The sequence below is a fragment of the Sorangium sp. So ce381 genome (assembly GCF_051473845.1).
In the GTDB taxonomy this organism is placed as follows: Bacteria; Myxococcota_A; Polyangia; order Polyangiales; family Polyangiaceae; genus Sorangium; species Sorangium atrum.
The window spans coordinates 12281989-12300335 of the sequence record NZ_CP150336.1 but is presented as its reverse complement, the minus strand read 5'-3'; the positions used below and the strand labels follow the sequence as shown (position 1 = coordinate 12300335).

Annotated in this window: 12 protein-coding genes; 4 read left to right on the top strand and 8 right to left on the bottom strand. The window is 73.3% G+C overall.

Annotated elements, in window-relative coordinates; all coding sequences use genetic code 11:
• Positions 1-82: 82 nt before the first annotated feature.
• The 6 genes from WMF29_RS46090 to WMF29_RS46065 form a co-directional block, all read right to left on the bottom strand.
• The gene (locus tag WMF29_RS46090; RefSeq protein ID WP_437326382.1) at positions 83-514 is read right to left on the bottom strand and encodes a hypothetical protein; all 432 of its coding nucleotides are present in this window, start codon (positions 512-514) and stop codon (positions 83-85) included.
• 318 nt (positions 515-832) lie between these two features.
• Positions 833-2251, bottom strand: a complete 1419-nt coding sequence (locus WMF29_RS46085; RefSeq protein ID WP_437326381.1) for an SIR2 family protein — start codon at positions 2249-2251, stop codon at positions 833-835.
• Between the two features lie 143 nt (positions 2252-2394).
• On the bottom strand, positions 2395-3537 hold the full coding sequence (locus WMF29_RS46080; protein WP_437326380.1) for a hypothetical protein: 1143 nt from the start codon (positions 3535-3537) through the stop codon (positions 2395-2397).
• A gap of 206 nt (positions 3538-3743) precedes the next feature.
• Positions 3744-5870 carry a biotin carboxylase N-terminal domain-containing protein gene (locus WMF29_RS46075; RefSeq protein ID WP_437326379.1) on the bottom strand — a complete coding sequence of 709 codons (2127 nt, stop codon included), beginning with the start codon at positions 5868-5870 and terminating at the stop codon, positions 3744-3746.
• Between the two features lie 217 nt (positions 5871-6087).
• Positions 6088-7395, bottom strand: coding sequence for a FecR domain-containing protein (locus tag WMF29_RS46070; protein ID WP_437326378.1), 1308 nt, complete (start codon positions 7393-7395; stop codon positions 6088-6090).
• Positions 7392-8132, bottom strand: a complete 741-nt coding sequence (locus WMF29_RS46065; RefSeq protein ID WP_437326377.1) for an RNA polymerase sigma factor — start codon at positions 8130-8132, stop codon at positions 7392-7394. Before WMF29_RS46065 ends, WMF29_RS46070 begins: the two co-directional genes overlap by 4 nt.
• A gap of 333 nt (positions 8133-8465) precedes the next feature.
• On the opposite strand from WMF29_RS46065, the gene WMF29_RS46060 reads away from it, so the two are divergent.
• Positions 8466-8681, top strand: coding sequence for a hypothetical protein (locus WMF29_RS46060; RefSeq protein ID WP_272096458.1), 216 nt, complete (start codon positions 8466-8468; stop codon positions 8679-8681).
• A 293-nt stretch (positions 8682-8974) separates the two neighbouring features.
• On the top strand, positions 8975-10054 hold the full coding sequence (locus tag WMF29_RS46055) for a hypothetical protein (protein ID WP_437326376.1): 1080 nt from the start codon (positions 8975-8977) through the stop codon (positions 10052-10054).
• A 55-nt stretch (positions 10055-10109) separates the two neighbouring features.
• On the opposite strand, the gene WMF29_RS46050 is transcribed toward WMF29_RS46055, so the two are convergent.
• Both WMF29_RS46050 and WMF29_RS46045 read right to left on the bottom strand, forming a co-directional pair.
• Entirely contained in the window at positions 10110-11264 is a 1155-nt protein-coding gene (locus WMF29_RS46050; protein ID WP_437326375.1) for a ferritin-like domain-containing protein, read from the bottom strand.
• A gap of 243 nt (positions 11265-11507) precedes the next feature.
• On the bottom strand, positions 11508-12881 hold the full coding sequence (locus WMF29_RS46045; RefSeq protein ID WP_437326374.1) for a serine/threonine-protein kinase: 1374 nt from the start codon (positions 12879-12881) through the stop codon (positions 11508-11510).
• Positions 12882-13171: 290 nt separating this feature from the next.
• Here WMF29_RS46045 and WMF29_RS46040 point away from each other — a divergent pair, with 290 nt between their 5' ends.
• Together WMF29_RS46040 and WMF29_RS46035 are read left to right on the top strand one after the other, a co-directional pair.
• Complete coding sequence (locus WMF29_RS46040) at positions 13172-14038, top strand: hypothetical protein (RefSeq protein ID WP_437326373.1); 867 nt, start codon at positions 13172-13174, stop codon at positions 14036-14038.
• Positions 14039-14045: 7 nt separating this feature from the next.
• Positions 14046-18320 (top strand): serine/threonine-protein kinase, encoded by a 4275-nt coding sequence (locus WMF29_RS46035; RefSeq protein ID WP_437326372.1) that lies wholly within the window; start codon positions 14046-14048, stop codon positions 18318-18320.
• Positions 18321-18347: the final 27 nt, after the last annotated feature.

Genomic DNA, 18347 nt, shown 5'->3' with positions numbered 1-18347 from the left:
GCAAGCGGAGCGCTCGCCCCGGTCGTCCCCTCGCGAGGGCCAGCCTGGCCGGACTCTCGACCCGGACTCCTGGCGGGCGGAACTAGAACGCGAGCAGGCGCCCGAGGAGCGTTCTGTACCTGCGCAGGGCGAGCCGGAGCTCCTCTGTCGACGCCTCCGCTCGCCCAGGCTCGCCGTCGACGAGGCGCTGCAGCGCGGCGCGCTCCTCCCGGAAGCTCTGCGCGACCCGCTGGATCGCCTCGTTCACGAGCGCGTCGGCCTGCTCGACCGAGAGGCGTGGCGCCTCGATGAAGCCCGCCTGGATCGCGCTCCAGCGCTCGGACAGCTCGCGCGCCTCTTCCGGCGTGAGCACGGGCGCGCGCTCCGGCCAGGGCTCTCCGGTGGGCCCGCCGCGCGCCGTGTAGACGGCCGGCTGGCGGCCCGACTCGGGCGGGGTGTCTTCTTCGGCGAACCGCGCCTCGGGCTGGCTGCTCTCGCGCGCCGTCACCATCCGTTCTCTGTGCAATGGGCTCACGATGGCCACCTCTCCGCTCGTTGGCGCTGTGCGCCCAGCGGGCATAGCAAGCCGCATGCGCGTCCCGATGTGCATCCGCGCCCGCTGCGGCGCGCGCAGCGCGACAAGGCCAGAGGCCCGGAAGAGCCCGAGAAAATCCAGAGAGCCCTCCGGCACGCCGGGCTGCCCGGCGCCGATCACGCGGAGCGGCGATCCTTCATGGGCCGAGGAGGCGGAAGAGTACGGAATACGCCCGGCGCCGGCGGAGCCGCCGCTCGCGCTCTAGAGAGCCGCCGCCCGAGCCCGGCAGGGCCGCCGCTCGGGCGATAGCGCGCAGATTCACCTCAGCGACGGGCGCAGCTTCGTCACGACCGCGCGGATCTCCCGCACCACCTGGAGGAGCGCCTCGTCCTCATCGGGCCACTTGGTCACGGGCTTCTTGTCCCGCGGCACCGCCTGGAGCTCGGCGAAGCGCGTCGTCTCCCAGTCGCAGGGGCGGAGCAGGATCGGCACGACCACGGCCTGCCGCGCGGCGCGCCGCTCCATCGCGCGCGCCACCTGCGCGTCGCCCTGCTCGGACGCGAGGTAGCTCGCGCTCACCAGGAGGAGGACGAGGTCGGCCGCCTCGAGCTGCTCGCCGATCGCGCGCTCCGTGTCCTCGCCAGCGCCGATCTTCCCGCTGTGCCACGGCGCGATCAGCCCCTCCCGCCTGAGCGGGGTCATGTGCGCCTCGAGGCGCGCGAGGAGCTCCTCATCGCGCGAGGCGTAGGAGAAAAAGACGCGCACCGGCCGCGGCGCCGCCGTTGCGAGCGGTGTCGATGTCGGCGGCGCCGCGAGCGCCTTCACGAGCGACGACGGCAACGTGGGCGACGACTGCTGCTGGGCCCGCACACCGGCGGGCGGCGGCGCAGCGGCGGGCGGCGGCGCAGCGGCGGGCGGCGGCGCCGCCGCGCCCGGCTCCAGGCCGAGGAGGACCTGCGCGACCTCCGCGTGATCGCCCGCCTGGTTCTCGTAGACGATGAGCCGGACGCCCGACTCCTCGAGCAGCCGGCGGCGGAACGGCGGCACCCCCTTCGGGAGCAGCGCGAAGTGCATGGGCGGCTGCCCGCCGGAGAGCGCGCGCACGCGGGCGAGCGTCTGGTCGATGTTGTCGTCGGCGAGGCCGAAGCCCACGAACAGGATGGAGTGCGTGCGGTAGAGGGCGCCGAACGCGTCCTGAAGCAGGGGCGAGCCGAAGATCGCCCGGTCGTACTGGTCGCGCGAGAACACCCAGGTGTCCCACGCCCGCAGCGTGCCGTGCAGCTTCAGGATGAAGCACCTGTCCATGGCGATGTCGCCCGCCGGCCGATCGACCATGCGCCACTCGCCCTGGAACGCGCGCTCCAGGAAGCGGTCGATGTTCGTGGTCAGCACGGCCTTGAGCTTCGGCTTGAGCGCGGCGATCGCCCGCGCCAGCTCCGGCACGTCGCGGCCGGTGTCGTCGAGCTCCTTGTCGACCGTCCAGTTGAAGTCCTGCGGCCCGAGCGCCAGCCTCGCGGCGGAGAGCGCGTTGATGAGCTGATTCGAGGAGATGTACTGCTGGATCTCGTCGATGACCGCCGGGTCCGCGCTCCGCCGCCGCGCGCGGTCGCGCAGCTTCTCGGCGAGCTGCTTCCAGGTGGGCATGCCCGCGGCCGCCGAGACGCCGGCGCCTGCGAAGACGATCAGGTTCCCTGACGTGTAGCGCTCACGCAGCTGCTCGAGGATCTCTTCATCCATCAGCGATCACGATACCGCGGATCTGCGCCAGCGGGCGGCGCCCCGCTGCATCCTCACCGCGCTGCCCCCTCACCGCGTCTCACCCTCACCGCAGCGGCGCCGAGCGCCGCACCCTCACCGCAGCGGCGCCGAGCGCCGCACCCTCACCGCAGCGGCGCCGAGCGCCGCTCCGTGGCGAGCGAGAGGCCGATCCCCAGCCAGGCCCCCTCGACGGCGCCCGCCTGGCCACGGGCGTCCTCGTAGGGCGCCGGCCGGAGCACGATCCCCGGGTCCAGCGTGAGCCCGAGCCACACCGGACCGCCCAGCCGGGTCTCCACGCCGAGCCCGAGGCCGGCGCGGGCGGACCACGTATCGCGCTCGCCGGCGATGCCATCGACGGAGACGGCGGCGGGCAGCCTGAGCGACGCGACGGAGGCGGTGGCGCCGATCGAGAGGCGCCACGAGGCGGCCAGCCAGAAGCGGTAGTCGCCCGAGAAGCCCGCCTCGAGCCAGCGCAGCGGCTCGCCGGACGGCGCGACCAGCAGGCGGGCGAACAGCGACTCCGTGAGCCGCAGGCGCCGCAGGCCGAGCGCGAGGCCCGCCCCGCCGAGCACCCGCGGCCCGCCCGAGACGACCGCCGCGTAGGGACCGGCCGAGACGGACAGGGTGTCGAGATCGCGCGAGGCGAGCTCGACCTCGTCCTGGGTGGGGCGCCGCGGCGACGGCGGCCGCCGCGGGGCGCGCGCGCGGCGCATCTCGGCGAGGATCATCTCGGAGGCGGCGATCGCGACGAGCCGCGCGGCCACGTCCGAGGTGAGGCCGGAGACGGCGATCTGCCGGCGCACGACCGCGCGGCCGTCGAGGCGCACCTGGATCTCGAGGCGGGCCGCGGTGGGCCGATCGACCCACACCGTCGCGACGCGGTCGCCGAGCGGGCCGACCGGCTCGGCGGCCAGCGCCGCGCCGTCCGGGAGCTCGATCTCGAGCAGGCGCCGCACGCGGACGCTGGAGACCTCCTCCGCCGCGCCGCGCGACAGGGCGACGCGCACCTCGATGGGCGCCGCCGCGTCGGGCAGCCGAGGCGCGGCCGGCGCAGATGCGCGGCTGGTGCTCGCCACGACGGCGCGCGGCTCGGCAGCCGCGGCCGGGAGGGCGAAGCTCAGCTGGACGACGACCGCGGAGACCAGGAGGGCGACCGCGGGGACGGCGAGCACAGGCAGCCCGCGGCGCGGGGCGCCCGCCGGGGGCCGGCGGCCAAAGCCCGTCCTCTGCGGCGGCGTCCGCGCCGGAGATGATCCGCTGGGCATCCTCGCACGGGCCATCGGGGTACTTGGCCACATACCCTGTTGCCATCTGAATTGCCTCTTTCTTGTGGTTCGAGACCACCTCACCGAGGCTGCTCTGGCCGGACGAATCCGCCGCGGCGCGCTCTCGAACGAGAGCGGCCGCGCGTTCGCGTAATATTTCGCTGCCAGCGCTCACCACACAGGGGAGCGCGACTGCCTGCCCCGGCTCACGCCTCCTGGCGGAACGCGGCCACGAGCCAGTTGACGTGACGACCTGTGTCGTCGTCGTTCGAATGGCGCTTGAACAGTGGCATCCTCAGGATGCGCACGTGATCCTGGAGGTTCGTCTTGAAGGGCGAGCCCTGGATGGGCGTCCCGTCGGGCCGCACCTGCCGCCCCTCGATCTTCATCTTCTTCAGCACCTCGAGGGACGCGAGCCGCAGGAGCTCATAGGCCCTCTCCGGGTCCTTGCAGCTCACGGAGACGATGAGCTTGCCGAACGTGGGGTCCTTGTTCACGAGGACGTCCCCCGCCTCGAAGCCGCAGTCGAAGCGGACCTTCAGGTCGGTGAGGCCCTTCTCCTCGAGCGCCTCGCGGATCGCGTCGGTGTCGGGGAGCGCGATGCGATCGAAGATACCCGCGTTGGGCAAGAACAGCCCTTTGCCGCCGTCCCGCGAGTCCCTGAGATCGGGATTCCAGCTCTCCGCGTTGATGCGGAACTCGCGGCTGCAGTGGGTCTGCACCACGTGGTCCTGCTCGAAATCGATGGGCTGCCCGTCCGCGATGCGCATCTGCCACGCGACGAGGTTCACGGGGACGCGGCTGCGCTTCCGCTTGATGGCGTAAGTCTCCTCGCTGACGGGGTGCTCCACCTGGATCCGCGTGTTCATCTCGAGGAAGTAGAACTTCCCTTCCTTGAACATCAGCTCCACCGTGCCCGCGCCCACGTAGCCCACGCGGTCCGCGATCTGCACCGCGAGCCCGCAGATGCGCTCTTCCAGGCCCGGATACCGCCGGAGCAGGGCCGGCGGCGCCTCCTCCTGGATCTTCTGGCTCGCGCGCTGCTCGCTGCAGTCGCGCATGCCGAAGTGCCGCGTGTTGCCGTAGCGATCCCGCAGCACCTGCACCTCCAGGTGGATCGTCTCCGGGATGTTCTGCTCGAACATCACGCCCGGCTGCCAGTTGTACGCCTTGATCTCGCCAAGGACCTTCTGGATGGCCTGCGGCACCTGCTCCACCGTCGGGATGACGGCCTGCCCGCGGCCGCCGCCGCCGTTGGCGGCCTTCAGGCGCCCCGGGAACGTGAAGCGCCCAGCCGCGTGCGCCTCCAGGACGACCCGCTGGATCTCGCCCGGATCGTCGCTGTCGATGACGATGCCCGGCGTCACGGCGGTCGGGTCGAAATCCTGGGCCATCAGGCGGAATTTGCGCTTGTCGCCGGCGCTCTCCACCACGTCCTGCATCGGGCCGACGAAGACGATGTTCTTCTGGCGGAAGTGCCGGATGGCCGCGGCGTTCTCCGCGAGCGGGCCGTACCCGGGATAGAGCCCCGCGCGCGACAGCTCGTCCTGCCAGCCGTCGCCGAAGCGCCGCTCGAACTCGGCCCGCACCTTGTCCGCGATCTGGGTGAAGTTCGCGTAGCTCTCGCGGAAGCTCCCCTCGAGCCCCACCCCGAACCCGCCGCCCTCCCGCGCGATCCGCAGCTGCAGCGCGTTCGCGTCGTCCTGCAGGCTGTAGAGGACCACGGGGATCTTGCCGAGCGCGATCGCCTCCCGCGTGGCCCGCACCCCCATCTCCCCCTTGTCCGCCACAAGGATGTACCTGAGCTGGCCCGCGCTCACCGTCGTGGCGGGGTAGCTGTCCAGGCGATAAACGGCGGCGTACAGGAGATCCAGCACCTGCGCGTCCTCCCGCAGGAGATCACCGGCCCGGGAGCGCAGGTGCTCCGCCGCCTGGTCGCGGAGCGAGGGCTCGTCCTGCTCCAGGATCAGGAACTTGAGGAAGCGCTCGTCGTCGAAATCACGGCGCTTCAGCGCCCGGAGCAGCCCGCCCTCGAGGTAGCGAGCGAACCCGTCTCGGTCCGCGGCCGTGATCGCCGCGCGCGTGTCCCTGATCCGCGCGAGCAGGCCCTCCGCCGCCGCGAGGAGCTCCTGCACCCGCTCCTCGTCGAGCAGCGCCCTGCGCAGCGCCGCTTCCAGGGGGCGCTGCCAGCCGAAGTGCGTCCTCCACACCTCGCCGTTCGCGATGAGGTACCGCAGCCCGAGGAGGCGGTGCGCGTCCTTGCCGCCGGCCAGCGTGCCCAGATCGAGCAGCACGAAGCCAGGGACACCCATCGCCGTGGTGAACGCCTCCATCGAGGACACATAGCCGCCTCGGGGCAACACCAACTTCCACGACGGGAGCGATTGAACGTCGTTACGAGCGGGTAGAGAGCTGGTGCGGACGGCGGTGGTCATCCTGAGCGGTTCTCCGGCGCGGCGAGCGACCAAGCAAGCGCAGAACCGCCAGGGGTGTCAAGCATGTCCACCGCGCCCGGCGGAGCGCGATCGACGTGGACGGGCGCCCCCCGCTCTACGGCGTCGGGCTCGCGTCCGGGGCCGGCGGAGGCTGGGGCGACGGGGCCGCGTGCTCCTCTTCCTCGGCCGCCTCCTCGCCGGACTCGCCGGAGACGATCCGCTGGACGTCCTCGCACCGGCCGTCCGGGTACTTGGCCACATACTCCTTGGCCATCTGAGAGGCCTCTTCCTTGTGGCCCGCGACCACCTCGGAGCGGATGCGCTTGCAGAACGAGTCCTCCGCGAGGTTGCCCTCGGGCGACAGCGAGCGCGCCTGCTCGTAGTACTTCGCCGCCAGCGCCTGCTCGCCCATGCTCGCGTACATGTCGCCGAGCTTGTAGGCCGCGATCGGCGCGTTCGCGTCGCTCGGGAAGCCCTCGACCACGCGCGCGAACGCGCGCATCGCCGCGGCGCGATCGCCGCCCTTCCCGCGCAGCAGATCGCTGAGGTCCATCAGCTCCCTCGCCGTCTTCGCGGAGGCGATGGCGCCGTCGATGCCGCCGCTCTGCTGCTGCAGGCTCTGCAGCGCCTCGGCGACGTTGCCCGCGTTGTACCGCGCGCGCCAGTCCGGCGCGGCGGCGACCTGCGCGGCGGCAGGCGGCGGCTCGATCGGCGCCACCTCCGCGCTCGAGCGCGGGAGCGACGAGGCGCGGGCGCGCCGGGGCTCCGGCGGCGCCACGACCGCGATCCGCTGCCGGATCGGCACGCCCTCCTCGGCGTCGCCGCGCCCGAGCTCCCGCGAGCCGGCCGGCGACGTGAGCTTGACCGAGCCATCCGCGACGTTGACGTCGATCGCGTCGACGTTGTGCTTCACGCGCAGCACGCTGCCCGCCGCCGCCGCGAGGCGGGCCTCGCCGGCGACGATCGCGAGCGCCGCCGTGCGCGTCCCGCTCACGGTGTCGAGCCACGCCTCGCCCTGCACGAGCCGCAGCGTCAGCGCGCCGCCGTCCGCCTGCTCGACCTCGACGGTCGTGCCCGCCGTCAGCGAGATCGTTCCGCCGCCCGGCAGCTGGAAGGTGCGCCCCTGCGAGCCCGCGGCGAACACGTCGACAAGCGACGGCGCGTCGTTGGCCGGCGCCACGGCGGTGGGCGCGGGCGCGGCGCGCTCGTCGCTCCAGATCGCCTTGCCGAGCCACAGGCCGCCGCCGAACGCCGCGAACGTCGCCGCCGCGAGCATCGCGGCCATGCCCGCGCGCCGCGGCGACGAGCGCTCGCGCGCCCCGAGGTCGTGCTCGATGCGGTCCCAGACGCGCGCGATCCGCTCCTCGGTCGCGTGGTCGCGGAGATCTGCCGGGGCGATCCGGGGTAGCCCTCGCCGGCTCATGATGAGGCCTCGCTGCTGGTTGAATCCACAAAGTGACCGTCGAGGAAGTGTTGCGCCCGCGAAATGCGCCGCTTGACGGTCGCGAGCGAGCAGTCCGTCATCTGCGCGACCGTCTCGAGATCGTGCCCCTCCACCGAGCGGAGGATCCACGCGATCCGGTCGTCGGCCGGCAACGTCTGGAGCAGGGCGTAGATCTGCGCGATCTGCGCGCGCGCGTGGGGCGACGCGGCCGGGCTCGCCAGCGCGTCGAGATCGACCGGCTCGCTCGACTTGCCCATCCCGAGCACGCCGAGCAGCCGCGCGCGCCGCATCCGCGAGCGGACCTTGTGGACGATGATCGACCCGAGCCACGCGCGGAACGCGGCGGGATCCACGAGATCGTCGAGGCGCTCGTAAGCGCGGAGGAACGCGTCGTGAACGATGTCCTCCACGTCGCGCGCCGAGCCCTCGATGCGCGTCGCGAGGTGGATGGCGAAGGCGACGTGCCGCCGGTAGAGCTGCTCGAGCGCGCTCACGTCCCCGCGGGCGCCGAGCACCACGAGCTGCGCGTCAGGGAGCTCCGCGAGGCCTGATCCGCGCTCGGCCGGCGCGGTCGCGGCGGAGGACCGTCTGTCCTGAGCGCGCCGGGCGTCGCCGCGGCCCCGCTCGTCCGGAGCGAACGCGGGCCCGGCGTCGCCCATGTCCTCCTGGGCCTCCGCGGCCGGGGCAGCCGGGACGACCGGTTCGACAAGGCGCAAGCGCCCTCGCTGAGGTCTCAGAGCCATGCGTTCGTACCAGGGGACATGACTGGAAATGTACAGCAGAAGGTGATCGCGATGCCCTCGCGGGAGGCGGGTCGCCGGCCCGGGCGGAGCGCCGAGCCCTCGGCTCCTGTCCAGAGCGGCATCAGGAGCAGCCCGAACTTCCCACACTTTTCTAGACGCCTGGTCGGGCCCGGGCGGCTCATCGAAAAAACTGTGAGCCGTTCTGGCTCCCCGCGGCGTCTGGGTGGTGGCCGCCGGATTTGCGTGCGGTTCACACGCCTGTTGGTTGTGAGGGTGGCCTGACCGCCCTCTTTTTCGGAGGATTCCATGAAGAAGCTCGTTCTTGCGCTCGTCGCCGTGTCGTCCCTCGTCGTCGCCTGCGGCGGCAGCGCCCCGGCCCCGACCGACCCGGGCGCGGCTCCGGCGGCTGACCCGGCGGCGGCCCCCGCGGCCGACCCGGCGGCGGCCCCCGCGGCTGACCCGGCGGCGGCCCCCGCGGCCGACCCGGCGGCGGCCCCCGCGGCGGACGCCCCCAAGCAGTGAGCTCTCTGCGCGGCACGTCGCTTCCTTGGTGAAGCGCGCACCGCGGAGCGCTTTGGGCGACGCCTCTCCGGAGGCGCCGCCCTCTTTCATTTTGTGCCGCGCGCTCCCGCCGCCCCACCCGCCGCGGCTCCAGCGCCGGCGCGCCTGTGCTTTGGCGCCATCCGAGGGCCGTCTCCATGTATGTTCCGTCCGCGCGCCTTCCCGTGGACGGCTCGGCGCGGCGCCGCTGCAGCCCGCGAGCCGGTCCCGCTCCCTCCGACAACCAGACCTCTCGTGTCCCCGGGGCTGATCGTATGGGTACCACAAGCCGGCTGAGCTCCCTGCTGCGGTCCGGGCGGCATCGCCCTGGCTTCCTCTCCTCGCGCGCCTTCGCCTGGTCCGCGCTCGTCGCCCTCGCGGGGGCCTCGCTCGGGGCGGGCTGCGGCCGCACCGAGACGTGGGAGTACGACGGTTCGTCCGGCGCCGAGCCCTCGGCCTGCGGCGACGGCGCCTGCAGCGGCGCGGAGGACTGCCGGAGCTGCGCCGCCGACTGCGGCACCTGCCAGGGGTGCGGCGACGGCGCCTGCAACGGCGCAGAGGACTGCCAGAGCTGCTCGGAGGACTGCGGCACCTGCCAGGGGTGCGGCGACGGCGCCTGTAACGGCGCAGAGGACTGCCAGAGCTGCTCGGAGGACTGCGGCCCGTGTCCGCGCTGCGGCGACGCCGCCTGCGATCCGGCGAGCGAGACGTGCTCGACGTGCCCCGACGACTGCGGCGTGTGTCCGAACTGCGGCGACGGCGTGTGCAGCGGCGCCGAGACGTGCGCGACGTGCGCGGGTGACTGCGGCGTCTGCCAGGGCTGCGGCGACGGTGTCTGCTCGCCGCGGGAGGACTGCCGCTCGTGCGCCCCCGACTGCGGCGTCTGCGAGGCCTGCGGCAACGGCGTGTGCAACACCGGGCTGGAGAGCTGCTTCTCTTGCCCGGACGACTGCGGCGCCTGCGCCACGTGCGGCGACGGCATCTGCTCGGGGACGGAGACGTGCGCGTCCTGCCAGCGCGACTGCGGCGTGTGCGCCGTGTGCTCGAACGGCGTCTGCGAGAGCTTCGAGACCTGCAGCCTCTGTCCCCAGGACTGCGGCGCGTGCGAGCCCATGGACTGCCAGGAGGTGGTCACCTGCGCCGCCCGGTGCATCGACAGGGAGCGGATGCCGCCGGAATTCAGCGTCGCGTGCGTCTCCAGCTGCGTCTCGCGGGGCTGCCCCAACGCTCAGTTTTTCGCCGATCAGGTCCTCGGGTGCGCCTTCAGGTCGCTCGCCGTCTGCAACGGCGACTTCGCCTGCATCCAGAGGCAGTGCGGCGTCGAGCTCTCGGCCTGCGTCAGATCCACCTGCTGATCGCTCCCCGGGCCGGCGCGGGCGTCCGCCTCTTCCGCCCTCGGACGCCCTCGCCTCACGCGTCGTCGAGCAGCTCCTTGGCCGTCAGCTCGCTGGCCGCCCGCCCGTGCTCGTACTCGAGCAGGCCGAGCGAGGCGTAGCGCGGCCGCATCCGCGCGGACAAGAGGCCGATCCGCTTCAGGTTCGGCACGATCCGCCGGAACATCGTCCGGCGGAAGAACCCCATCAGGTCGCTCTGGAGCATGAGCTCGTCCCACGCGAAGCGCGTCATGCGGTGGGCGTAGAACTCGTCATAGAACTCGTGCGCCAGGAAGCGGTTGCGCAGGAGCACCGACAGCTCGAACGCCCAGTCCTCACGCTCCCTCCGCGCCCGCTCGTCGATGCCCTCGCGGTAGAACCTGCTCAGCGCGAGCACCCCGTAGTGGACGTGGCGCGCCTCGTCGGTGATCACCGACCGGAGGACGTCCTTGAGGAGCGGCTCGCTCGTCACCTGTCGAATCGAGCCGAACGCGCCGAGCGCCAGGCCCTCGATCATGATCTGCATGCCGAGGAACTTCATGTCCCACCGGCCGTCGCTCATGATCGCGTCGATGACGACATAGAGGTTGTCGTTGATCTCGTAGAGCTTCTCCAGCTTCTGCGTCAGGTACGCGTGGAACACCTCGACGTGGCGCCCCTCGTCGGCGACCTGCGTGCTCCCGTAGAGCTTCGCGTCGAGCGACGGCACGCACTCCGTGATCTGCGACGCCGCGAACAAGGCGCCCTGCTCGCCGTGCAGGAACTGGCTCAGCATCCAGGAGAGCAGCCCGTGGCGCTGCGTCGCCCGCTCCCGCTCGGAGAGCCTGCCCCAGGCGGGCAGCTTGGACGGCGGCATCCAGCTGTCGGGCAAGAGCGGCATTGCCGGGTCGAGCCAGTCGACGCTCCGCGACCAGTCGAGGTCTGTCGCAGCGTTCCACTGGGACGTCTTGGCGAGGTGGTAGAGCCGCGCCATGTCGGGGTCGTCCCGCCCGTAACTCCAGTTAAAGCTGGCCTCGTATCCAACCGAGATATCGGTCGAGACCACGCCCTTGCCCCGCCGCTGGACGAAGCCGCGAAAGGCGGGCCCGAGCAGCGAGGCGAGCACACGGACGTTACCGCTGCTCGACGCGTCACGAAGGAGAGGGGCGGAATCGAGGAGGGTCTGGAGTGCTTGCTGGAGGCGCATGGACATGAGAGCTTTCCGGAGCGGCGAGGCGCGGACGCGAGGTCGAGCGACCCGCGGGCGGCCCTTATAATGGCACCTATCTTCGAGCGGCAATCGCCTCTCGCTCGTTTTTGCGTCGTCATATCGGCTCCGGGAGCTCCCGAGTCGGCCAGGGGGTCCACGCCGAGCGCGCGCCCGTCGCCCGCCTGACATCGCACGTCGCAGGGGCGCGGCGCGGGCCTCCCCGACGCTCGCCGCGCGCCCTCCGCGTCAGAGCGCGCGGCACCGCAGCGTGGGCGCCGGCGAGGAGCAGTGCCCGGAGAGCTCGCCGATCAGCAGGAGCCCGGGCGGCCCCGCGGAGAGATCGAGTCCGCCGATCCCGCGGACCGCCGCCTCCGTCGCGCAGAGCCCTTGCACCGAGTCGACGGGCGCCCACGCCCCGACCCGGGCCAGGTCGCCGCCGATGATCTCCGGATGGATCGCCGAGCGCACCACGACCTGCCCGGCGTGCAGGCACAGGTTCGTGTGCACGCGCGTGTCCGGGCCGCTCCTCAGCGCGATCTCCTCGTGGAGCGAGGAGGCGATCTCGATCACGGCCGCGCGCTCGATCAGCGACTCCCGCAGCTCGCTGGAGAGGAGGCGCACGGCGAGGATCTCGCTGCCGGTCACGGAGACCAGCGTGAGCCCGGCGTCCCGGAGGCGCTCCTCCGCGAGGTCGAGCACGAGGCCGAGCTCCTCGGCGAGCGCGTCGTCGAGATCGTCGGCGTCGGTGCGCACCCGGAGATCGAGGTAGATCGCGATCGCGTCGGTCTGGAGCTCCGGCATGCTGCTCCGCCCCGACGTCGGCTCGCCGACCGCCTCGCGGAGCGTGTGGAGGAAGCTCTTCACCGAAGGGTAGCGGTGCTCCGGCTGCTTCTCCATGCAGCGCAGCACCACCGCGTCGAGCGCGGGCGGCAGCGGGGTCCGCCGGCTCGGGCGCGGCGCGGGCTCCTCCAGGTGCTGCCGGAGCAGCTCGGTCGCGTCCGGCGAGTAGAACGGGAGCTTGCCGGTGAGGAGCCTGTGCAGCAGGACGCCGAGCGCGTACACGTCCACGCGCGCGTCGAGGACGCCGCCGAGGATCTGCTCGGGCGCCATGATCGTGAGGGTGCCGGGCGCCCTCCCCGCCGTGGTGAAGCCGCTCGCCGCCTCGTCCGGCTCCATCAGCTTGGCGATCCCGAAATCGAGGAGCTTGACCGCCCGCGGGGCGCCCCGCGAGACGAAGATGTTGCTGCCCTTCACGTCGCGATGGATGATCCCGGCCGCGTGCGCCGCGTCGAGCGCCGAGCAGACCGGCTCGAGCAGCTCGAGCGCCTGCTCCGGCGACAGCCGCCCCTCCTGCCGGAGGAGCACGTCGAGCGTCACCCCGTCGAGGTGCTCCATCACATAAAAGGGCCGGCCGTCCGCGAGCTCGCCGGCGTCATGAATCTCGACGATCCCGGGGTGGTTGAGCAGCCGCACCACCTCGACCTCGCGCAGGAAGCGCTTCACCATCTTCGGCGACGCGGCGAGCGTCCCGTGGAGCACCTTCATCGCCACCCGCGCGCCGGTCCGAAGGTGAATCGCCTCGTAGACGGCCCCACATCCGCCCCGGGCGATGGGCGACACAATGCCGTACTCGCCCGCCCGCGAGCCGCACGGCAGCTCGCCTCGGGAAAAGGACCTCTCCTCCAGTGAAAATGCCCGCGTCTCGTTATCTCGTGTATCTCGCGTCGCCAAAGCATCCATCGTCATAACCCCCCCGATGCGACTAAGGGCTCACCCGAGCGATGATTTTCTCCGCGCCAGACGGCCGGGTTGGCGCTACACGTCGCTTCGCCAAGTGGTACAGTAAATCCATCGTTATCCTTACGGTAGCCTATTCCATCTGCTAGCAGAACGGGCGGGGAGGGGGACAGATGAAGAGGCGAATCCGAGCGCTGTGCGCGCACACATTTCTGTTGGCTTCAGTGCCGTGCTGCGGTGGCAGCGACGGATTTCCCGCGGAGTGGGGGTCGGTCGACGAGGTCTCAAGTGCGCTCCTGAATCACAACGCGCTGAATCCGAACGCGCTGAACCCGAACGCCCTCAACCCGAACGCGCTGAACCCGAACGCCCTCAACCCGATTGCGCTCGCCCCGAACAGACTCGCCTTGAGCGCCCTCTCGGCGGCGGTCCGCGCCGCCATCACCCGCCCAGGAGAGCTCGGCGCGATGTCCCGGCAGCTCCTTCAATACATCGTCGGCTGCGCGCTGACCCCGTCGCAATCGTTCAGGTTCTCGTGGCGCGACGAGCTCGGCGAGCTGCGCGAGGAGGTCTACCCGGGGTACCTCGGGCTCGCTGCGAGCTGGGCCATCGCGCCGCTGAGCGAGTCCCGGGAGCAGTGGGTCTCGGCCTGCGTGGCGTCGCGCGCCAACCGGACCGGCGTCTCCGTGATGATCTCGTCGCGCGCGGCGCACCTCGCCCTCAGGCACCCGGACGCGAGCGAGGTCGAGTCGTATCCGATGGAGGAAGGCGCGTTCTGGGGCAATCTGTTCGCGACGCCCCCCCGCCTCTATGCCTGCTACAAAGAATCGAACGTGGAGAGCTCTCGGGCCCTCAGCAGGGACTGCGCCGCGGGGCTCCCCGAGCCCGAAGGGGGCGTCCGGGAATGCCCGAACATTCACATCGTGGGCTCATGCGATCTCGCGTGTGACGCGCTCAGCGCAGCCGACGGCTATCGCCCGAGCTGCACCGACGATCGAGGCGAGTCGTGGCCCGCGGTGATTACGACGTTCCTGCCATGAGGCCCCCATGTTGCCCGATGCTCGTCGAGGCGGAAGCGCGGCTCGCTCCGGGGCGCCCACCGCGCGGTGCAAGGAGTGCGGCAGGCGCGTCGCGCACGCGGATCCGGGGTGTCCGGAGCACGGCCCCGTGGCGCGGCAGGGCAGCCCAGAGCCCGTAGCGCCCGGCGGCGCGGACGAGCCCAGCGGCAGCTGGCTCAGCGCGGCCGCTCTGCCCAGCATCGAAGGCTACCGGGGCGTCCGGCTCGCCGGCGCAGGCGGGTTCGGGGCCGTGTTCGCGGCCGAGCCCGAGGAGGGCGGCCCGACCGTGGCGATCAAGGTCGCGCGCGCCGACCGGCCGGACGCGAGCGCCCGCCTCGTCAAGGAGATGCGGGCCCTCTACGACGTCGGGCCGCCCCACGTGCCCGCCGTCTACGGGTGCGGCCAGCTCGCCTCGGGCGCGCCGTACTTCGTCATGGAGTACCTCGACGGCCCCACGCTCGCCCACCGGCTCGTGGCGCGCGGGGTCGCCGTGCCGATGCCGGCGCGCGAGGCGTGCGCCCTCGCGCGCGCCGCGCTCCGGGCCCTCGAGGCGATCCACGCGCGCGGCTACGTGCACCGCGACGTCAAGCCGGAGAACATCTTCGTCTCCGGCGCGCCGCTCGCCCCGCGCGCCGGCGACGGCGGGCACCGCGCCACCATCATCGATCTCGGCCTCGCCGCGGGGCACCACGAGCCGTCGCCCCGCATCACCGCCGAGAGCGACGCGCCCGGCACCGCCGAGTACATGGCCCCCGAGCAGTGCGACGGCCGCGGCGACGTCGACGCGCGCGCGGACGTGTACGCCCTCGGCGCCGTGCTGTTCGAGCTGCTCACCGGCAAGCCGCCGTTCTGGGGACCTCCCGCCCTGGTGCGGCAGGACCACATGAGCCGCCGCCCCCCGCGGCCCTCCCTGATCGCGCCGATCTCGCGCTCGCTCGAGGAGATCGTGCTCCGGTGCCTCGCGAAGGACAGGGGCCAGCGCTTCGCGAGCGCCGCGGCGCTCGGCGCCGCCCTGGAGAGCTTCGAGCGCGGCCAGGAGCGCCGCCCCTCGCGCCTCCGGCGTCCCACCACGGAGCCGCCGCCGCCGAGCGCTCGCAGCGTCGAGCGGCGCGCCGTCGCGCTCCTCTTCTTCGAGGCCGAGCTCGACGTCGTGGCCCTCCAGCGCAGGCTCAGCGCCCTGGGCGGGGAGCTCGCCCACGCCGCGGGCGGCCGCTTCGTCGCCGTCTTCGATCACGCGGACGGCGCGAGCCCGCTGCGCCGCGCGGCGCACGCCGGCCGCGAGCTCGAGCAGCAGCGCGTCCTCTCCCGCGGGCTGCTCGACCTCGCGACCGTCTCCGTCCAGCCGCGGCCCGACGGCACGCGGCGGTTCCTGAGCCCGCTCTTCCACCGGGAGGACCGGTTCGCGGCGGGCGGCCCTGCGGGCCTCACCCTGTCCTCGGCGGCCGCGGCGGCGCTCGGCGACGACGCCTCCCAGGCCCCGGGCGATGGCCTCCCCCCGCCAGGACCGGCCTCCGTCAGGCCCGGGCAGGCGGCCGCCCAGCCCGACGCCGACACCGCGTTCGACTCGAGCTCCCAGCCGCTCTTCGGCCGGAGCGACGTGCTCGACGCGCTGGTCGCGGGCGCGCGCGACGCGGTGGCGACCGCGACGCCCACCATCGCCAGCGTCATCGGCGTGGCCGGCCACGGCAAGAGCCGCCTCGCCGGCGCGCTCGCGCAGCGGCTGCGCGCGATCGAGGGGCGCGCCCAGGTGATCGAGCTCCGGACCGGCGAGCCGGTCGCCGGCGGGGCCGATCGCGTCGTCCGGGAGATCCTTCAGCGGGCGCTCGCGCTGCCGTCGTCCCCTCCGGCGGACGGCGGCAGCGCGCTCCTCCGGCGCCGCCTCGCGGGCGCGCAGCAGGAGCGGCTCGGGGCCGCCGTGGCGCTCGCGCTCGGCTGGATCAGCGACGACCCGCTCGCCGAGGAGCGTTACCCGGAGCTCCGCGCGCTCTCCGCGGCGCCCGGCGCGCTCCGCGCCGCGCTCTCCGTGGCCGCCGGCGAGGCCCTCCGCCGGCGATCGCGAAGGACGCCGCTCTTCGTGGTGCTCGACGACGCGCACGTGGCCGACGACGCGGCGCTCGCCGCGCTCGAGTACGCGGCGCTCGCCGAGGCGCAGGCGCCGCTCTTCATCTGCGCGTTCGGGCGGCCGAGCTTCGAGAGCGCGCGCCCCTCCTTCGGCGAGCGCGCCGCGCGCCGCGAGACGTACCGCCTCGAGGCGCTCGATCGCGACAGCGCGATCTCCCTGTGCCGGCGGCTGCTCCTGCCCGCGGAGGACGTGCCCGAGCCCGCGGTCGCGCACCTCGTCGAGCGCGCGCAGGGCGTCCCGCTCCTGCTCATCGAGCTCGTGCGCGGCCTCAAGCGCGGGGGCGTCGTGCGCCGGCACCCGCGCGGCGACGCGTGGTACCTCGCCACCGACGAGCTCGATCGGCTCCCCGACATGCCGCTCCTCGACTGGCTGGCCCTCGGCGAGATCGACGCGCTCCCGCCCGCGCTCCAGGCGCACGCGCGGCTCATCGCGCTGCTCGGCCCCGACGTCGCGGTCGCGGAGGTGGCCGGCGTGCTCCACCGGCTCGACGAGCACGGCGAGGCCGACGACCTCCCGCTCGACGCCGCGGTCGCCGTGAAGCGGCTGATCGCCGCGGGCCTCCTCGTCCAGGACCGGCGGGGCCGCATCGGCTTCCGTCACGCGCTGGTCCGCGAGGCGGTGGCCCGCGGCGCGCCCGAGCCGCTCCGCCGGCGCGTCCACCTCGCGGCGTTCAAGCTGCACCGCGACGCCGCGAGCGACGAGGCCGGCGAGCGCGACGCGCCGCACCTCAAGAACGAGCGCCTCATCCCGTTCGCGTACCACGCCGCCCAGGCGGGCCTCGGCGAGATCGCCGAGATCGCCTACCTCACCCTGGCGGAGCGCGCGCGCGCCCGGCACGCCTACCTCGACGCGGAGACGCTCTACAGCCGCGCCCTGGAGCAGCCGATCGAGCCGACGGCCCCGGGCGGAGGCCCGCCCAGCCGCCGCGCGCCGGACGGGGCGCGCCCCGATCGCGCGGCCGCGCACCGGGGCCGCGGCCTCATGCGCTACCGCCTCGGCCGCTACCACGACGCGCTCGCCGACTTCGCCAGCGCGCGGGCCATCGCGCGGGCGCGCGGCGACATCCCGGCGCAGATCGACATCCTGCTCGACGAGGCCACCGCGCTCGACTGGATGGACGAGTTCAAGAGCTCCGAGGAGCGCGTCGAGGAGGCGGGCGTGCTCGCCGAAGAGATCACGCTGTCGCCGGCGCTCACCGCGCGCCTCGCGCTCGGCGCCGGGCGCACGCTCCACCGCTTCAGCCAGGAGGAAGAGGCGGCCGCCGCGCTCGAGCGCGCGGCGGCGTCGGCCGCCTCGCTCGGCGACGAAGGGTACGAGACGCTCGTCATCTCGCTGCTCATGCTCGGCTTCGTCCTCCAGGGGCTCGGCCGGCTCGACGACGCGGAGGACGCGCTCGGCCGGGCGATCGCGCTCTGCGAGGCGCACCACGACACGCTGCACCTCTGCGTCGTGACGAACAACCGCGCGCTCCTCTGGGCGTGCCGCGGCGACAAGGCCCGGATGATCGCCGACCTCGAGCGGGTGCTCGCGCTCGCGCGCGACCTCGGCCAGGGCGCGCTGGAGCGGGTCGGCGAGTACAACCTCGGCGAGTACCTCTACCTCATGGACGACCTCGCGGCGGCGGGGCCGCACATCGATCGCGCGCTCGAGATCGAGCGGCACCGGTTCTGCGGGACGTGCCGGCCGGTCGCGCTGCTCCTCAAGACCCGGTTCCTCTTCTATTGCGGCGAGCAGGCCGAGGCGCGCGCGCTGTTCGAGCAGATGCGCGAGATGCAGGAGCGAGCCCGCGAGGACGGCCAGGCCGACGCGCTGATGGTCCCCTCGGAGGAGGTGCTCTGCGCCATGATCGATCTGGCCACGCAGGACAGGGGCGCCGCGGACGACGCCGCGTGGGACGCCCTCGTGGACCGCTCGGCGCAGAGCTCCGTGGGCCAGGAGCACATCGAGGTCCTCGAGATCCGCGCGGTGACCGCGCTGCGCCGCGGCCGGCTCGCCGCCGCGCGCGGCGCGCTCTCGGCCGCGCTCGAGGCCGCGGAGCGCATCCCGAACGTGATGGGCGACCGGCTGCGCCGCCACGCCGCCGCCCTCGCCGAGCGAGAAGCGGCGGAGGCCGCCCTGGATCAGCCGACGCAGCCGGCGTAGGCAAGCCGCCCCGGCGCCGCCGCCCCG

Excerpts from the sequence above, each read along its gene's own strand:
- WMF29_RS46085 (WP_437326381.1), bottom strand. The coding sequence starts at position 2,251 with ATGGATGAAGAGATCCTCGAGCAGCTGCGTGAGCGCTACACGTCAGGG.
- WMF29_RS46080 (WP_437326380.1), bottom strand. The coding sequence starts at position 3,537 with ATGCCCAGCGGATCATCTCCGGCGCGGACGCCGCCGCAGAGGACGGGC.
- WMF29_RS46075 (WP_437326379.1), bottom strand. The coding sequence starts at position 5,870 with ATGGAGGCGTTCACCACGGCGATGGGTGTCCCTGGCTTCGTGCTGCTC.
- WMF29_RS46070 (WP_437326378.1), bottom strand. The coding sequence starts at position 7,395 with ATGAGCCGGCGAGGGCTACCCCGGATCGCCCCGGCAGATCTCCGCGAC.
- WMF29_RS46060 (WP_272096458.1), top strand. The coding sequence starts at position 8,466 with ATGAAGAAGCTCGTTCTTGCGCTCGTCGCCGTGTCGTCCCTCGTCGTC.
- WMF29_RS46055 (WP_437326376.1), top strand. The coding sequence starts at position 8,975 with ATGGGTACCACAAGCCGGCTGAGCTCCCTGCTGCGGTCCGGGCGGCAT.
- WMF29_RS46050 (WP_437326375.1), bottom strand. The coding sequence starts at position 11,264 with ATGTCCATGCGCCTCCAGCAAGCACTCCAGACCCTCCTCGATTCCGCC.
- WMF29_RS46040 (WP_437326373.1), top strand. The coding sequence starts at position 13,172 with ATGAAGAGGCGAATCCGAGCGCTGTGCGCGCACACATTTCTGTTGGCT.
- WMF29_RS46035 (WP_437326372.1), top strand. The coding sequence starts at position 14,046 with ATGTTGCCCGATGCTCGTCGAGGCGGAAGCGCGGCTCGCTCCGGGGCG.